10 protein-coding genes are annotated in these 16552 nt (G+C 66.6%); 5 read left to right on the top strand and 5 right to left on the bottom strand.

All coding sequences use genetic code 11. The features are described 5' to 3' along the window. Positions 1 to 20: 20 nt before the first annotated feature. Positions 21 to 1430, bottom strand: a complete 1410-nt coding sequence (locus ACESNG_RS14290) for a TolC family protein (RefSeq protein ID WP_373059459.1) — start codon at positions 1428 to 1430, stop codon at positions 21 to 23. 79 nt (positions 1431 to 1509) lie between these two features. Then, entirely contained in the window at positions 1510 to 2595 is a 1086-nt protein-coding gene (locus ACESNG_RS14285) for an alpha/beta hydrolase family protein (protein ID WP_373059461.1), read from the bottom strand. Between the two features lie 159 nt (positions 2596 to 2754). Between ACESNG_RS14285 and ACESNG_RS14280 the strand changes: the two genes are divergently transcribed. The 5 genes from ACESNG_RS14280 to ACESNG_RS14260 all read left to right on the top strand — a co-directional run bounded on the left by ACESNG_RS14280 (position 2755) and on the right by ACESNG_RS14260 (position 8548). Continuing rightward, a complete protein-coding gene (locus tag ACESNG_RS14280; RefSeq protein WP_373059463.1) occupies positions 2755 to 3366 on the top strand; it encodes a hypothetical protein in 612 nt (203 codons plus the stop codon). A gap of 352 nt (positions 3367 to 3718) precedes the next feature. After that, complete coding sequence (locus ACESNG_RS14275; RefSeq protein WP_373059465.1) at positions 3719 to 7000, top strand: WD40/YVTN/BNR-like repeat-containing protein; 3282 nt, start codon at positions 3719 to 3721, stop codon at positions 6998 to 7000. Between the two features lie 72 nt (positions 7001 to 7072). Continuing rightward, the gene (locus tag ACESNG_RS14270) at positions 7073 to 7780 is read left to right on the top strand and encodes a tellurite resistance TerB family protein (RefSeq protein ID WP_373059467.1); all 708 of its coding nucleotides are present in this window, start codon (positions 7073 to 7075) and stop codon (positions 7778 to 7780) included. A gap of 124 nt (positions 7781 to 7904) precedes the next feature. Beyond that, positions 7905 to 8156, top strand: coding sequence for an AbrB/MazE/SpoVT family DNA-binding domain-containing protein (locus ACESNG_RS14265; RefSeq protein ID WP_373059469.1), 252 nt, complete (start codon positions 7905 to 7907; stop codon positions 8154 to 8156). Beyond that, the gene (locus ACESNG_RS14260; protein ID WP_373059471.1) at positions 8150 to 8548 is read left to right on the top strand and encodes a type II toxin-antitoxin system PemK/MazF family toxin; all 399 of its coding nucleotides are present in this window, start codon (positions 8150 to 8152) and stop codon (positions 8546 to 8548) included. The genes ACESNG_RS14265 and ACESNG_RS14260 overlap by 7 nt, the downstream gene beginning before the upstream one ends. A 124-nt stretch (positions 8549 to 8672) precedes the next feature. On the opposite strand, the gene ACESNG_RS14255 is transcribed toward ACESNG_RS14260, so the two are convergent. From ACESNG_RS14255 to ACESNG_RS14245, 3 genes are all read right to left on the bottom strand, one after another. Further along, entirely contained in the window at positions 8673 to 9401 is a 729-nt protein-coding gene (locus tag ACESNG_RS14255; protein WP_373059473.1) for a 4'-phosphopantetheinyl transferase, read from the bottom strand. A 30-nt stretch (positions 9402 to 9431) separates the two neighbouring features. Next, on the bottom strand, positions 9432 to 16322 hold the full coding sequence (locus tag ACESNG_RS14250) for a beta-ketoacyl synthase N-terminal-like domain-containing protein (RefSeq protein ID WP_373069481.1): 6891 nt from the start codon (positions 16320 to 16322) through the stop codon (positions 9432 to 9434). Then, a partial coding sequence (locus ACESNG_RS14245; RefSeq protein WP_373069479.1) for a hypothetical protein occupies positions 16319 to 16552 on the bottom strand: 234 nt, incomplete at its 5' end. The genes ACESNG_RS14245 and ACESNG_RS14250, both read right to left, overlap by 4 nt.

Raw genomic sequence — 16552 nt, 5'->3', positions numbered from 1 at the left:
CGGATATCGGTTCGGACGCATCAGCGCGCCGTCGTGGTGGAGGTATCGAGTGCGGTAAGAGCGGCGGGGTCGCCACCCGATGCGCGCCGCCACGTGGCGATGGCGTCGATTACGGCGTAACGCGCGGCCGCCTGCGCGAGTGAAGCGCTGGTGGTCGATGACTCGGCCGCCAGCAATTCGGCGATAGTGGCCAGGCCGCCGTCGTAGCGTTTCTGCACCAGGCGGTACGCTTCGCGGCTTTGGTCGGCCGCATCGCGGGCCAGTGTGAGTCGCTGCATGGACAGCGTGAGGCGCCGCGCGGCGTCGTCGCGCTCGAGCTGGCTTTGCGCACGCGCCGCATCGAGGCCGGCGCGCGCGGCACTGGCGCGGGCGGTAGTGGCGGCCACGTCCGCCAATTCGGCGTTGCCGCCGAATATGGACCACGAGGCCATCACGCCCACCGTCCAGTTTTTCTGTCCCGCATAGGGGGTGCGCGGGTCGTTCCAGTCGTAGCGGGCAAAGCTGTTCACGCGAGGGAACAGTGTGCTGGCAGCGCGGCGACGGTCGGCACTCGCCGCGGCCACGCCGGCTTGCGCTGCGCGCACGTCATCGCGAAGCACGCTGCTGGCGGCCGTCGCGCTGGCCGTCGCGCTGTCGTGCGCCGCCAGCGCGATGACCGCGGCATCATCAGGGAGCGCGCCGGGCAACGTGGGAAGCTCTGCTCCCGTGCGGCCCAACAGCAGGGCCAACTGCTGTCGCGCGCTGAGTGCATCACTGCGCGCGCTCAGCAACTGCGCCGCGACGTCCGCGGCGCGTACACTGGCCTGGAGGGCGTCGGACTTGGTGACCAGCCCCTGCGCGACCATCGCGCGTACCTGACGCACACCGGCGTCGGCCGCCTGCTGTGCCTGCGCGAGTACGCCGGCCCTCGCTTCGGCCAGAATGGCCCCGTAGTAGGCGCGAACCACGTCGGTGCGGGTGGAGACCGCCGACCACTCACTCGCGGCCGTGCTAGCGTCAGCGGCGGCCCGCGCGGCGCGGAGACCGAGCCAGGCGTCGCCGTTGATCAGCGGGACCTCCAGCACCACGCCACCCAGCGCGTTGGTGACGGCACTGGGAGAGTTGAGTTTGGCCGGCTCGAAGGCGGCTGGTGTGACCAACCGCTGACGCAGCGTGGTGCCGAAGGCCCCGATCGGGTCGGTGGTTCGGATCACGCCGGCTTCGAGGCGCGCCGAGGGCAGAATGCCTTTCAGCGGGAGTCGGGCCCGGGCGCGGTCGCCGGCCGTGGTGGCGGCGGCGATCCGGTTGCCGAACGCGTGCTGATCGGCTTCGCGCATGGCGTCGCCGAGCGAGAGGGGCGCCGACTGGGCCCGTATGGGGGAGGCCGGCAGAGTGGCCGCCCCCAGGGAGGCCACCACCAGCGCCATCGAAAAACGTGATGAGGTTCGCATATGTACATATACTTAAATACGTATATGCACAATAGCAAGAGGGGCGGCCGCCCGCGCCGCCCCTGCCGCGTCCCAAAACTCAGCGCTGGCCGATAGTCCGGTCGAAGAACGCCCAGACCCGGTTCCAGGAGTCGATCTGCTCCGGCGAATCTTCCTTCAGCAACGTGGTCCGGTTCACGCGGCGGCTGAACGTGTGCCCCACGCTGGCCGGCCCCGGGGTCGGATTCACGTAGATCTTGGTCTCCGAGAGCTTCGGCTGCCGCGCGATGAGCGCGTCGACGAGCGGACGCGCCTCTTCGAAGTTCACGTCTTCGTCGTTGGTGGCGACGTGCACCAGGATCGGCGTCTTGAGGCTGTCCACCCAGTAGTACGGCGATCGACGCACGTATTCGGCGCGCTTTTCAAATGGCAGACCGCGCATGGTCGTCATGGTCGAGAAACTGCGCTGGTACGACGGTCCCTTGAACGACAGGCGGAACAGGAGGTTGGTGACCGGTACGATCGCGGCGCCGGCCTTGAACGGGGTGCCGTTGCCCTCGCGCATGAGGAGCAGCGCGGTGATGTACCCGCCGTGGCTCCAGCCCATCACGCCGATGCGCGTGCTGTCCACCGAGGGCAGTGCCGTGAGCACTTGAACCGCCGCCTGCACGTCGTTCACTTCCATGCCGCCGTAGTCGATAGCGTTGTGGAGCGCCGCGCCGTACCCCGTGCTTCCGCGGTAATCGGGGGCGATAATCACGTAGCCCTTTTGCACGGCTTCGATGATGAACGGGAGATAGTTCTGATCCCAGTTGCCATGCACGCCGCCGTGCACCCACACCATCGCGGCATGCGCCTTCGGGCCCTTCGACTGCAACGGCTCGAACAGCGACGCGGGAATTTCCATGCCGTCGGTGCTCTTGTACTTCACCTTGCTGAACTTCATGACGCCCACACTGCGCGCGGCGAAGATGCTGTCAGTGCGCGTCTTGCCGGCGATGGCGCGGGCGAAGTCGGCCAGCGGATGATCTTCGGGACGGTTGCTTACATATAGCGCCGCGATGCGGGCGGAATCCATCACCACGCGCTGACGCGAGGGCGGGGCATCGTCTTGGGCCGAAGCGCGCTGGCTGAGAGCGACCGTAAGCAGCGCCGCGCCGAGCGCGAGATGTCGAGAGGTGACCATGATGACGCGGGGTAGGAGAGGACGAGGCGCGGTGGGGACCGACGAACGTCGCGCCCTATCGTGAGCTGAGGGCGCAGACGGTAGTTTCCGCAGGTGCGAATATATACGCCGCCGGGGTAGGGCTGCGTTGAGCGTCCCACCACGTTTCCGAGGCGCCTCATGCGCATTCCCGTCGTCGCCGTTGCCGGGTCGTCCGCCCGCCGTATCGTGCTGTTCTCGCTCGTGTCGGCAGCGCTGTCCGCCAGCACGCTCACGGCCCAGGAGCACGTGCACACACCGGGTATGACGCATCCAGCGGCGGCGCCGCTGCCCACGCAAGGCGGTCAGGCGTCATTCGCAGCGATCAGCGAGATCGTTGCCATGCTGCAGGCCGACGCCAACACGGATTGGTCGAAGGTCAACCTCGAGCGGCTCCGCCTGCATCTCGTGGACATGGATCTCGTCACGCTGCGCAGTCGCGTGGTGGCGACCCCCATGGCTGGCGGCGCGCAGTTCCTCGTGCGCGGCACTGGCGAAGCGATTGCGGCCATCAAGCGCATGACGGGCGCGCACGTCATGATGGTGATGAACAGCGGTGGTCCGCGCGTGGTGCGCACGGAACTCCCCGACGGTGTGCGCCTGGTCGTGACGGCGGCCGACAGGGCCGACGCGGCGGCGGTGGCGAAGCTGCGCGGCCTAGGGTTCATCGGACTCCTGGCCGACGGCGAGCATCACGCGGCTCACCACTTGGCTTTGGCGCGTGGAGAGAAGATGGCGGATCACGGGCACTGAAGTGCTCGGGGCTCAGAGCTGAGAGCTCAGAACCACAGGGGCACACGTCAGACTGGGTATCGTGTTCAGGCACGAGCAACCACAGTGCACCGTGCCGAGCCATTTGGCACTCAACGCGAGACAAGAGGTCGCGCCCCACCAAACCGCTCGCAACGGTGCACTGTTGTTGCTGAATTCCGAACACTATACGAGGTCTGACGTCTGTCCCTGAAGTTCTGAGTTCTGAGCTCTCAGTTTTGGATCCCACCAGCCACCACGCCCGCATCGCCCCCACAACGAGAGCCCTCTCCCCCGCGTATTTTCCCGTAGCGACGGCCGCTCGGCCCGTCGGGTTTCCCCGTCTCACCCCGCCATGCCTCACCTGTCCTTACGCGGCACCGCTCGCGCTGTCGCCTCGATCGCCGTCGTTGTGGCGTCGGCACTTCCCTCCGTGCTTTCCGCCCAAGCGCCAGCCGACTCGCTGCTGGTACGGCCACTCGCGTTCCGCGCCATCGGTCCTGCCTCCATGAGCGGCCGCATTGCCGATATCTCGGTGGTCGAGGGCCCGCGCACGCTGCGCGGTGGACGCCTCGGCACCGCGATGTACGTGGCTGTCGCCACCGGCGGGGTGTGGAAGACCACCAACGGCGGACTCGCGTGGACACCGGTATCCGATTCGATCGGCGTGGGATCCATTGGCGCGGTGGCCGCCGCTCCGTCGAACGGGGATGTGGTCTGGGTCGGCAGCGGTGAAGCGAACAACATGCGCAGCTCGTCGTGGGGCGTGGGTGTGTTCAAGTCCACCGACGGCGGCAAGACGTGGTCCAAGCCCATGTTGCCGAAGTCGCAGCACATCGGTCGCATCGTGATCGACCCACGCGATCCCGACATCGTGTACGTGGCTGCCATGGGTCCGCTCTGGGGCCCGGGCGGCGAACGCGGGCTCTACAAAACGATCGATGGTGGCAAGACGTGGACGAACACCAAGTCGATCTCCGCGCAGACGGGCTTCACGGAACTCGTGATGGATCCGTCCAACGCCGACGTGCTCTACGCCGCCTCGTTGCAGCGTGAACGCCGTGAGTACGGTTTCCTTCCGGGTGGCATCGAAAGCGCGATCTGGAAAACCAGCGATGGCGCGAAGACGTGGACCAAACTCACCAATGGTCTGCCCACCGGCGAAATCGGCCGCATCGGAATCACGGTGTGTCGCTCGCGTCCCAGCACGGTGTACGCCTCGGTGCATGCGAAGGCGACCGCCAATGGGTTCTATCGCAGCGATGACGCCGGCAGCACGTGGAAGCTGGTGAACAGCAGCAACGGTACCGCGTGGTACTACAGCCAGGTGCGCTGCGATCCCACCGACGCCGAGCATGTGTATCGGCTGAATGCGAGCTCGCAGGAGTCGTACGACGGCGGCAAGACGTGGATCGGATTCGCCGGCGGCGGCGGCGTACACGGCGATGCGCATGCGCTCTGGATCAATCCCGAAGATCGCGAGCACATCGTACTCGGCAACGATGGCGGCGTCGACATTTCCTACGATCGCGGTCGTAGCTGGTACAACGTGGAGAACATCGTCGGCGCGCAGTTCTACGCGATCGCGGTGGACAACGCGAAGCCGTTCTACAACGTGTACGGCGGACTGCAGGACAATCAGACGTGGGGCGGCCCGAGCCGCACGCGCAACGCGTTCGGTCCGTCGAATGCGGAGTGGTATCGCATGGCGGGCGGCGACGGGTTCTACAACGTGCCCGATCCGCTCGACCACAACATCGCGTATGCCGAATCGCAGAACGGTGGTGTGGTGCGCTATGATGCGCGGACCGGCCAGACCAAGAGCATCAAGCCGTATCCGAGGAATGGCGAACGGCATCGCTGGAACTGGAGCGCGCCGATCGTGCCGTCGCAGCACACCGGCCGCACGCTGTACATCGCCGCGAACTATCTGTTCAAGAGTGCCGACCGTGGTGACTCGTGGACTACGATCAGCCCCGACCTCACCCGCGGTCTCGATCGCGACAGCTTGCCCATGCGTGGCGCGGTCCCGTCGCGTGACGTGTTGGGTCTGCACGAGGGCACGGCGGAGTTCAGCAATATCTCCACGGTGTCCGAGTCGCCACGCCGTGCGGGACTGTTGGCCGTGGGCACCGACGATGGGTTAATTCACGTGACACAGAACGACGGCAAGTCGTGGACGAAGACCGCCGCGTTTTCCGGTGTGCCCGACACGACGTTCGTGAGTCGCGTGCAGTTGTCGCGACACAACGAAGGCACGCTCTACGCCACGTTCGACGGCCATCGCAGCAACGACTTCACGCCCTACGTGATGCGCAGCACCGACTTCGGCCGCACGTGGACGTCGATCACGGGTGACCTTCCTGGCGCTGGCGCGGTGCAGGTGATTCGCGAGCATTTCCGTCAGCCGAATCTGCTGTTCGTGGGCACCGAGTTCGGCGCGTTCTTCACCGTCGACAACGGCGTCCACTGGACGCAGCTCAAAGCCGGCATTCCGGGCGTGCCCGTGTGGGATCTGCAAATTCAGGAAGACTGGAACGATCTCGTGCTCGGCACGCACGGTCGTGGTGTGTTCATCCTCGATGATCTTGGGGCCTTGGAAAAGCTGGCTGAAGCGAAGCGGGCCGACGTGGCCTATCTGTTCCCGGCGCGCAACGAGATCGCGATGACGCTCAACAACAGTCGCAACTCCGGCATGGGCTCCACCGGTTATACCGGACAGAATCCGGAAAACGGCGTACGGCTGGCGTATCTGATCAACAAGATCGCCACCGATGACAAAGCCAAGTTAGAGATCATCGACGGCGTCGGGCGGATCGTGCGTGAACTTGCGGTGCCGCGTCGTACCGGCATGTTCCGTCCGGTGTGGGACATGCGCGTTGGCGCGCCGCTTACGGGCGCCGTCGACACCAACGTCACGGCAGGACGTGCGCCGGTCGGCGGTGGTGGCGGCTTCGGTGGTGGCGGCTTCGGTGGCTTCGCACGCGGCGGAACTCCCAGCTACACCGCGGCGCCGGGCAGCTACACGGCGCGACTCACCATCACGCCGAAGACCGGTGCGACCACGGTGCTCACGCAGCGCTTCGCGTTGCTGCGCGACACGGAGCAGGCCATGTCTGATGGCGAGCTCAAGGCGCTCGACGCCTTTCGCTTCAAAGTGGTGCAGTTCCAGAAGGCCATCACAGCGCAGCAGACCCGCGGCGACAGTGTGGTCGCGCGCTTTGCCGAAGTGAAGAAGGCGGCCGACGCCGACACGGCCAAGCTCACGCCGCAGCTCAAGCAGAACCTGGCCGATATCGACAAGGAACTGAAGAGCTACGTGAAGGAAGTCGGTCAGGCGTCGGGCGCTCGCGTGCGCGGAGCGGGCGGTCCGCCGGCCGGCGGCGACGACGATGTGGGCGCGTCGGGTCAGGCCGATGGGTCGTTCACGGGGCGCGCCGCGCTGTTGAACAGTGCGCTGAACAGCAGCTTCCCATTGTCCGACGCGCAGCAGTCGATGCTGCAGAGCCTCACGCGTGAACTCGAGCAGCACGGCGCGCGCGTGGCGTCGGTGAAGGCGGCCAAGCTGCCGGCGCTGCTCAAGTCGCTACAGGTGGCGGGTATCACGGTCCCTGACGTGCCGGCGCGCGGTCAGTAAGTTGCGCGAACGCAAGTTGTGAGGGCCGGCGTGCTGGCCAACGTTCCTCTCCTGATACTGACGAGATATCCCGTGATCGACGCCAAGAATCTTCTTGCACAGTTCCTCGGCCCCAATGCCGCCGACTCCATGCGCCAGGCTGGCGGCTCTGCCAAGCAACAACTCGACACCATGGGCATGGGCGGCTTCGGCGGCGGTGCCGTCGTGGGTGGGCTGCTGGGCCTGCTGCTGGGCGGCAAGAAGATGAAGAAAATGGCAAAAGGCGCGGTGGGCTACGGCGGCGCGGCGGCGGCGGGAGCCCTGGCATACAAGGCGTATCAGAACTGGCAGCAGAACAAGACGGCGGCGACGGCGCCGGTCGCGAGTCCCGCGGATTTCAGCCAGGTGGACCGCAATTTTCTCCCGGAGACCAACAGTGCCGCTGATGGCCAGCCGTTTCAGCTGGCGCTGATCAAGGCCATGATCGGGGCTGCCAAGGCGGACGGTCACATCGATGCCGTTGAGCTGAAAGCCCTCTTCGAGCAGGTCGAGAAGTTGGGACTGGATGCCGAAAGCAAGGCCTTCGTGTTCGACGCGCTGAGCCAGCCAGTGGACTTGGCGGCGATCGCGGCATCGGCGCGCGGGATCGAGCAGGCCACCGAACTGTATCTGGTGTCACGCGTGGCCATCGACGTGGATCACCCCGGTGAGCGTGCCTACCTGCAGGCGCTGGGCCATCGGTTGAATCTGCCGGCGGAGCTGATCGCCCATCTGGACCATCAGGTCGAGGCTGCGGGCTGAACTGACTCGTGCGGTAGTGGGGCGGATGCGCGCCGTGAAACCGGTCGGCGCGGGTCGCGCTCCGGCTGCTTGCGCGGTGCCACTGCAACGTCTAGACTTTGTCTAGACATCTGCGGAGGGCACGATGGCCGAAGTTGAGCTGGACATCAAGCAGTGGGGAAACAACCTCGGCGTTCGATTGCCCGCCGCCATCGCCAAGGCCGCGAAGCTACATGTCGACCAGCGCGTGCGGGTGTCGGTCGAGGGACGGCAGGTCGTGATCACTCCAGTTGCCGCCGACCCGCTGACTCTGGAACAACGACTCGCGCTGTACGCTACTGCGTGTTACGGCGGCGAGGTGATGGCCGCACCGCGAGAGGGCGCCGAGCGGTGGTAGTTCGGCAGCAGCGCGCCGCTCCCTCGTCTCGGGCCGAGTGGGTTCCCGCGCGCCAGGAGATTATCTGGATCGACTGCAACCCCCAGACCGGCCGGGAGATGCGCGATGTCCATCCTTTTCTTGTGCTCTCGCCGCAGAACTTCAACGAGACGACCTCGTTGGTGATCGGCTTGCCGATGACCACGGCCGACTACAACGCGGATAATCCCTTCGCGGTCGCGATTGGCCCGGCCTCCGGAACCAAGTGCGGAATCAGCTATGTGCTCTGCCATCAGCCGAAATCGTTCGACTGGCGTCTCCGAAAAGCGAAGCCGCACCCACGAAAGCGAGCGCCAAATGGACCGTTTGCCGTGGTGTGCGCGCGTCTGAATCAGATCATCCAGCTCGCGTAACGATTCGCACCGCCGGCGCCGCGTGTTGTAAACGCCAGATGAATTTGCGCACTCTCGCCAACTGCGCACGGCTTGCTGATCTGATCGCGCGGCGTGCTCCGACTACTGGATCACCCGAACACGGTCACCCGAGCACGAGCGTAGTCACCACCACCTCGTCCAGGCACGCAAAGCGCCCGTGAAGCACGAGTCCTGCCGGCAGATCGGAGCCCAGCGGGCCCGTCAGCCGCGCCACGAACCGCCCCTCGGCGCCGTCGGAGAAATCCAGCCGCTCCAGCCACGCCGCCTTGAAACCGAAGTGCGCACGCACGACGGGAAACAGGCACTTGTAGATGGTTTCCTTGGCCGAGAAGAGCACGGTCAACAGCCGCGCCGCCGGCCAGCCGGTTTGAGCCACCAAGCTGTCGAGCTCACCGTCGCCTGCGAGATCGGGCCCCAAGCGCGTCGGCGCGTCGTCGTCGAGCCACCGCTCCACATCCACCCCGATCGCGCGCACGGCCCCCACAGGCGCGGCGGCGGCCAGCGCAAAGCCCGTTGTGTGGGCAATGCTGCCCAGCGTGCCGGCGGGCCAGAGCGGCTCGCGGAACTCGCCCATCCCGACGGGCGTCTGCGCCGCGTGGGGTGCGCCGTCGCGCAGCGCTTGGTGAGCACACCAGCGCCCGGCCAGAAAGCTGGCCCGGCGGCCCGCTACGGCCCCCGCCAGGCGATCGGGGAGCTGGGTGAGGGTAGACTCCCCGCCCAGTGCCGTGAGTGCCTCCAACGCCGCGTTAGCGTTGACCGGAAGCCGGAGGCCATAGAGTGCCACCCCGGCCGGGACGAGCCCCGCACTGAGCGTGAGACGCGATACGGTCATTCCGTCAACTCGCCTCTCACGCGCGAACCGTCAGGCCGATGCGACGGACACGATCCGCACGCCGAGTCCCTTCGCTTCGTAGATGCGCTTGCCGTCGACCCAGAGCGAACCCGAGGCCACGACCAGCACACCCTGCGCCTCGCGACGGATTTCCGTGATCTCCACGTCCGCTACGACCACGTGGTTGTCGGGGATGACCTGCCCGCGGTACTTCCAGCTCATCGGCACATCCACCGCCTGCGTTTCAAATCGCGGTGCCGAGAGCCCCGCGCCAAGATCGAGGTCGATGGCCAGCGCCTGCACCGCTTGCAGCAACGCTTCGATGCCCAACGATCCCGGCTGCACGGGGTCCTGATAGAAGTGTGCCTTGAAGAACCACTGCGAGGCCGCCACGTCTTTCTCCGCGCGCAACCGGCCCAGTCCTGCCTTGCCCGCCAGCTCACCCTCGGTCCAACGACCGGTGATGCGATCGATCATTGCCAACCGCTCGGTGGGCAGGCGCAAGCTCGCATTGAAATAGTGTGCCGGCGACGCGCCCAGCTCCACCCGCACATCGCTCGCGTCGACCAGGCGCGCGCGGTGCGCGGGTGTCATCGGCAGTCCGGCCTGATCCTTCATGGTGTCGCCGGGGAAGAACCCGAACACGGTTTTCAGCGTGTACACGGTGCGGTCGCCGGCGCGCATGATCACATCGAAACTCATGATCACGATCGAGTCTGCCTTCGATACCGACGTGAGTGTCGTGGACACACTCACGGTGCCGATGTCGGGTCCGATCTCCATGTGCTGCGTGCCGGTGCCATCGAGATTGCGGAAGTAGAGGTTCTCCTCCGACGCGAGCGCGCCACCCACATACGACGCCAGCCATCCGCACGGCTGCAACGCGGTCTCCAGCAACACCGGAAATGGCATGGCCGGCGCGTTGTTGTTCGCGAAGTACCACTCCGTGGGCGGCACATCGTATTCGATCTCGGCCACACTCCCCACCTGCATGCCACCGATCGGCCCCGACACACGTGCCACGCGCGACATGAAGTGGTACGGCGGTCCGGGCAAGCGCGCCACACGACGCGTGCCATCAAAACGTTTGTACATCGGACCGAACGCCGATGACGGCACACCCCACGCACACGCCAACAGCGAGGCGTAGTCGAACGTGAAACCATCCACGACCGCCACCGGGCGCGGATCATGCGCAATGGCTACCGCCGTGCGGCCAGCATCGAGCGGCCATGCCGGCACTAAGCGCAGTCCCATGCGCTTGCAGTGGAACGCCTTGCGACCGTCCACCGAACCCAGGATGTCGGCGTACAGCGTGGGCGTGTCACCACCCACGATCTCCTCCACGAAAATTTCGTACACCACTTCGCTCGACGCCGGCGTGGCCTGTCCGCGACAGCGCAGGCTGTAATTCTGCTCAGGCACCGGCTCGAAGCGCGAACCATCGTGATCGAGTGTGAAGCCGAGTCCCGTCATGAAGATCTGCATGGCTTGCAAACCACCCTCGAGCATCAGGGTGCCGGGCATGCAGGGATCGTTCTTGAAGTGCCCGTCGAAGAACCAACGATCGGGGGTAAGGCCGAGGGTCGCGCGGAGGTAGCCACGCTTCCACGGGCCACCGGTGGGATCGAAGTGCGTGACCTCATCCAGCAGTCGCATGCCGCCGCCCGCAATCGTGGGCGTGCGGGTATGCGCGTCGGCGCGATCAAAGCCGGCGCCGTAACAATCGGCGACGCGTCCCTCTATCAGCGCGGTGACATCATCGGCGCTGAAGGCGCGACGTGTGGTGAGCGTGAGCGGCGCATCCACGCGCGCGTCGCGCTTGGGCGTGGCCGCTTCCGCCGACCACAACACGCCCGCCGAATTGGCGAGTTCTTCGTTGGTGAAGAAGCCGGCTTGTCCGCTGCGCACACTCATGCGCAACTCGCCGTTCACCCAACAGTTGTAGTGGAAGAAGAACAGGCGCACGCCCTGCTGCTCGGCGTGACCATCCACCAGAATTTCGTAGTGCAGCGTGTCGCCGATGGTGGGCAGCGGGCCGTGACTCATGAGTTCACAACCGAGCAGGCGGTACACGCGCGCGCCCTGGTTGTGGAAGTCAGCGCCGAGCCACGAGATGAGCATGAGGTCGGCCTGTCCCGATTCCACCATCACACCGGCGGGCATGCGTCCTTCGTGCAGGTAGAACGCGCTCTCGCGCACGTCGGTTTCGGTCCAGATCGTGCCGGTGCCCATGGTACCCGCTTCGCCCTCGATGCCGAGCACGCGATCGGCGAGCAGCAGTGGCGGCTGGGGCATGCGCACCTGGCGCGCGTGCATGTCTTGCTGGGCGAAGAGCGGGCCGAAGATCTGCGAGATCGCTCCACCGGCGTGGATCTCGAGCGCGGCGCGATCGAAGGTGGGGCCAGTGGGGGTGCGCGGCGGCGGCACACGGCGCACGAGCGGTGCCTTGGGGGCTGTGGCGGGCGGTGTGGGTGTGGGTGTGGGTGCGGCGGCGACGGGCGCTGGGGCGGCCGCGATGGGGACGCGGATTACCGGAGACGGCACCGGGGCGACCACCGATGTCACCAGTGCGACGTGCGCGACAGGAGTAGCCAAGACCTGCGGAGCGGCGACTACTTCGACGCTGCCGCGCAATGCTTCGGCTCCCACGTGACCAGTGGCCCACTGCGCGAGAGGCGCGAGCATGAGGTTGGTGAATCGCGACTGCACGTCGAACTGCTGACGTAGAAACGCGGTGTGCAGTGCCGCGAGCTGCGCGTGATGACCGGCCAGGCTATTCACGGCCGCGATGAATGGCGAGGTGTTGGTGCCGTTCTCGGCGATCTGCGGAGCCACCGCGTGTGGCGCCGGTGCAGGGGCGGGGGCCGCCGCCACGAGCACGGCGGTTGCCGCCGGGGCGACCTGTAGTGTCGACACGGGAGCCGCCATCACCGGCGAGGCGCCCAGCGCCGCGAAACGCGCCGACGCTAGCCGCGGAGCCGGCGCCATGTACTCGCCGGCGCCGTGTGAAGAGCCGTTGTGCGCACCGTTACGCGCGCCGTTCGCTGTGCCATGCGATGCACCGTTCCACGCTCCAGCATGCGTGCCGCTGTGCGCATCGTGTGACGCTGCCGGTGTCGGCACGATGGGCACCGGGGAATGGACAGGCGAGACGTTCGGCATCCGGAGGACGGCGATGGGGTGTGCGGGCAACGACAGCGGCAACGACCGCCCGCCGGGTGACCGGGGCAGGGCCGCATTGGCGCCGCGCAGAGAAGTACGCAACGTGGTGCGCATTGCGTCGAGTTCGACCGGCACGCCGGCCGCGAACAGACGAGCCGCCGCATCAACGGCAAGCAACAGTGACGAGTGGCCGTAGCGGTCTAGCGCGATCGCCACGTGCGGGCGATCGCCGAGTACGTCGGTGATCCACTTGGTGCAACCGGCGTGTGGCCCGTGCTCGATGAATACGCGAATGCCATCGGCATACGCACGCTCCACCAACGCCGGGAAGTCCACCACATGCATGGCCTGCCCCGTAAGCGCGTCGGCCGCGGTCTGCGTCGTTGCCTGATAACTCGAGCGTGTGGCGTGCGTGTAGAAGCGCACTCCGGGCACATCAACGGTGGGCCGCGTGTGCATCGCGCGCCACCGCGATTCGTACTCGTGGGCTTCCGGGCAGTGCATCACGAAATCGTAGCCGGGCGTGCGTACGGCACGTCGGCCAAAGATCACGCCGATCCGTTCGCAGGCCTGCGGATCGCCCGCTACTACCACATCGGTGGGCGAGTTGATGATGACGAGGTGCGCACGTGCCTCGCTCGCCGCGGCGGCCTGCACCTCGGCCACCGGCGCGCGGATGCGCCACGTGGACCACTCGGCGGGCGCATCCTCGGTGAGATTCCACGCCGGACGCAGGCATCGCAGCTCACCGCACAACCAGCGATCGTACACGCGACTGTTGGCGACTTCGTCGCGGAAGTTGTCGAGATCGCCCCACGCATCGAGTGCAAACAGCGAATTGGTCTCGCCCGAGCAGTAGCCGATTGCTGCCGTGGGCCGGAGCCCCAGCAGGTGACGCGTCAGTTCCGCGTGCAGCTGGCTCAGATACGACGCGCCCCAGAGCTTATCCATGGGCGTGCTCTGCAACGTGGGATCGTCGAGGTACACCCATCCGGCGACATCACGCACCGAGTTGGCGCGTGCGGCGAAGCCGTCCACGAGTGTTGGAAACGCCAACGCAAGATCGCGCCCCATGTGCGGATACGCGCCCGCAGCACCGGTGAAGACGAACGAGAGCTCGCCGTCGAGCGCGCCTCGCCCCACGTGAATGCCGTCGTCGATCGTACCGACCGCAGCGGCAGTCGCGGGAGCGCGCAATACCGTGATCGCCCGCTCCACTCGTGTTTCGAACTCCGCGTCGGACTCGGCCACGATCGCCAGCCGAACACCAGTCACGACGTCCGCAGCATCAGAGCGATCGGTGCACTCATCGCGGCGCGTGAGCGCGTCCAGCAACGCCGCCACCGTGTTGGCCGCAAACACCGCCAACCGCGGCTGCGACGTGGGGAACAGCGCAGCCGTTGCGGTCGGTGTTGCCGCCGCGCGCACCGCCAGCGTGCGCGACTGCTGCCCGAGCGCTTCCACCTGCACCTCGGCCACGCGCGCCCCATCACGCGGCAACCACGGCATCGGCCCCATCGCCGACGGCACCGCACGAGCGGCGCACGCTTCGATCGCTGCGGCGACATGCAACAGCCCGGACGCCGCGTGGGCATGCCCCACCCGAGGCGTCAGGCCGGCGTTGGTATCGGTAAGCGCGAACGTGAGGGTGGGCGGTACGGACTGATCTGCCCCATCGGCGTCCAGCAGCGCGAGAATGGTATCGCCGTCGCGCATCGCGTCGGCTTCACGCTTGAGCACCAGCAACACGGCCGCATCACCCGGTACGGCACGGGTGCCGCCAAGCACCGCGTGCGCCGCCGCCTCCGCGATCGGTTCGGCGCACAGATCGACGGCGCCAACCACCGCGGCATCGATCTCGCCCATGCGCAGCGCACGCGCGCCGATGTCGAGCGCACCAATGCCCGAGAGTTCCTCCGACGATACGGTGTAACTCGGGCCGCGGAAGTCGAATTGATGACTGAGCCTGTTGGCCACAATGTTGGGCATGCACCCCACTACCGACGCGGCCGTGAGCGGATCGTTGGCCAGCGAGGCAGGCAGCGCCGCCACCCACGGACGCGCACCACACCAGCGGATCGCATGACGCGCCACTTCGGCGTCGCATTGCATGCCCATGAGCACACTGGTGCGCTCACGCGGCAGCCGATCGAGCACCGCGGTCATCTCCTGTGCCATCGACAGCAACAGCGTCTGCTGTGGCAACGTGGCCTTGAGATCATTGGGTGGGAAACGCAGTCCGGCGGCGTCGAGGGCGATCGTGTCTGTCGTCGCGCCGCGCGCGAGGGCACCGTCGGCGGCTGCACCGATGTTGAAAACGGCATCGGTGAAGCGCGTGCCCGTGGCGCCGGTGCGCACCGACTGCGCGATCACGGCAATCGCACCGCCGCTTGCCGCCACCTGCGCCACAGGGGTCACGCGAGCCGACGCCGCAGGCACCATGTTCGTCCACTCTTCGAGAATCAGATGGGCGTTGTTACCACCGAATCCGAAGTTGCTGATCGCAGCGCGACGCGGCGCGCCACCGGCCGGTGCTTCCCACGGCTCAGCGTCACGTAACAGACGGAACATGCCATCGGCGAGTTCATCGATGGGCGCCTCGGCGGTCCGTGTAGGCGGACGCACCTGATGACGCATCGCCGCCAGCACTTTGATCACCGCCGCAGCACCGGAGGCCGTGATGAGATGGCCGACATTCGACTTCAGCGAACCCACAGGAAGCGCGCGGGCCTCGGTGAACACCTCGCGCATGCTGCGCACTTCGGCGCCGTCACCCACTACCGTACCCGTAGCGTGGCACTCCACCAGCGAAATGTCACGCGGCGACACGCCGCTCTCGGCGTATGCCGCACGTAGCGCACGAACCTGTCCTTCCTCGGCGGGCACCATGAGGCCGCGGCTGCGGCCATCGTTGGACAGCCCGACGCCACGGATAAGCCCAAGAATCTGGCGACCGTTGGCTAAGGCGTCGTCGAGCCGCTCCAATACCAGCAGTGCCGCACCCTGCGCCGGCACGAGGCCGTCGGCGTCGCGATGGAACGGACGGCTCTGTCCCGTGGGGCTGAGCGCGTTGAGCGCCGAGAAGCCGCCATGCAGGAAGAGGTCGTCGGCGTGATTCACACCACCGGCCAGCGCAAGATCCGCGCTACCGTCGTGCAGTTGGTCGCAGGCCAGCTTGATGGCATACAACGACGACGCACACGCCGCATCGATGGCGAAGGCACGTCCACCAAACCCAAGGGCCTGTGCCGCGAGGTGCGCCGGAAAGCCCGACATGTAGCGGTTGCGCGGGTCCTCGTGCGACGTGCGCGTAGGGTCCGCCGCCCACTGCTCGAGCGCGAAGTTTACGAGCCCCGGCGTGGGGTAACTGAGATTGCCAAGCACCAGCGCCGCTCGTGGCCGCGCCTCGTGCAGCGACATCCCGGCGCTGCGTAGCGCTTCACGGGCGGCGTGGAGCGTCCAAAGAAATACCGGGTCGAGGCCACGCAACGTATCGGCCGGTACGGCAAAGCCGTTGTGGTCGAACACACGCTCGAAGCCTTTGACGTGACCACCTACCGTGCTGGCGATCTCGCGGTGCAACTGGGCACGATCGGCGCCGGCATCGATCCGCCACAGATCGTCCGCGGCCGGCGCAATCGCCGACCGCCCTTCGAGAACCAGCGACCAGAGTTCATCTGGTGAGAGCGCGCCAGGCAGAACACAGCCCTGCCCGACGATGGCAATCGGTGCAAACGATGGAGCAGGGGACATCATACGTTGGTGGCAGTCAACACGGTGTTCGTCGTGTTGCCGCTCGGCACTGCATACATCTCCACGCCGACCAGATCCGCAATCGTTGCCCCATCGCTGCCCACGAGCGTGATATCACACACCACACGCTCCGGCGACTGACTGCGCACCAGCAACGCGCAGTGAATCGGGCTCGTCACTACACCACCCGTGTAGCCGATTCGGCCGATACGTAGCGGCAGCGTGGGGCCGAT

The organism is Gemmatimonas sp., assembly GCF_041689975.1.
In the GTDB taxonomy this organism is placed as follows: Bacteria; Gemmatimonadota; Gemmatimonadetes; order Gemmatimonadales; family Gemmatimonadaceae; genus Gemmatimonas.
Note: the sequence above shows the minus strand (reverse complement) of the source record. Positions and strands in the feature narration are given on the sequence as shown.

What these genes read in the sequence shown, in the direction of transcription:
- ACESNG_RS14285 (WP_373059461.1), bottom strand. Translation starts at nt 2,595, where the DNA reads ATGGTCACCTCTCGACATCTCGCGCTCGGCGCGGCGCTGCTTACGGTC.
- ACESNG_RS14265 (WP_373059469.1), top strand. Translation starts at nt 7,905, where the DNA reads ATGGCCGAAGTTGAGCTGGACATCAAGCAGTGGGGAAACAACCTCGGC.
- ACESNG_RS14275 (WP_373059465.1), top strand. Translation starts at nt 3,719, where the DNA reads ATGCCTCACCTGTCCTTACGCGGCACCGCTCGCGCTGTCGCCTCGATC.
- ACESNG_RS14250 (WP_373069481.1), bottom strand. Translation starts at nt 16,322, where the DNA reads ATGATGTCCCCTGCTCCATCGTTTGCACCGATTGCCATCGTCGGGCAG.
- ACESNG_RS14255 (WP_373059473.1), bottom strand. Translation starts at nt 9,401, where the DNA reads ATGACCGTATCGCGTCTCACGCTCAGTGCGGGGCTCGTCCCGGCCGGG.
- ACESNG_RS14290 (WP_373059459.1), bottom strand. Translation starts at nt 1,430, where the DNA reads ATGCGAACCTCATCACGTTTTTCGATGGCGCTGGTGGTGGCCTCCCTG.
- ACESNG_RS14280 (WP_373059463.1), top strand. Translation starts at nt 2,755, where the DNA reads ATGCGCATTCCCGTCGTCGCCGTTGCCGGGTCGTCCGCCCGCCGTATC.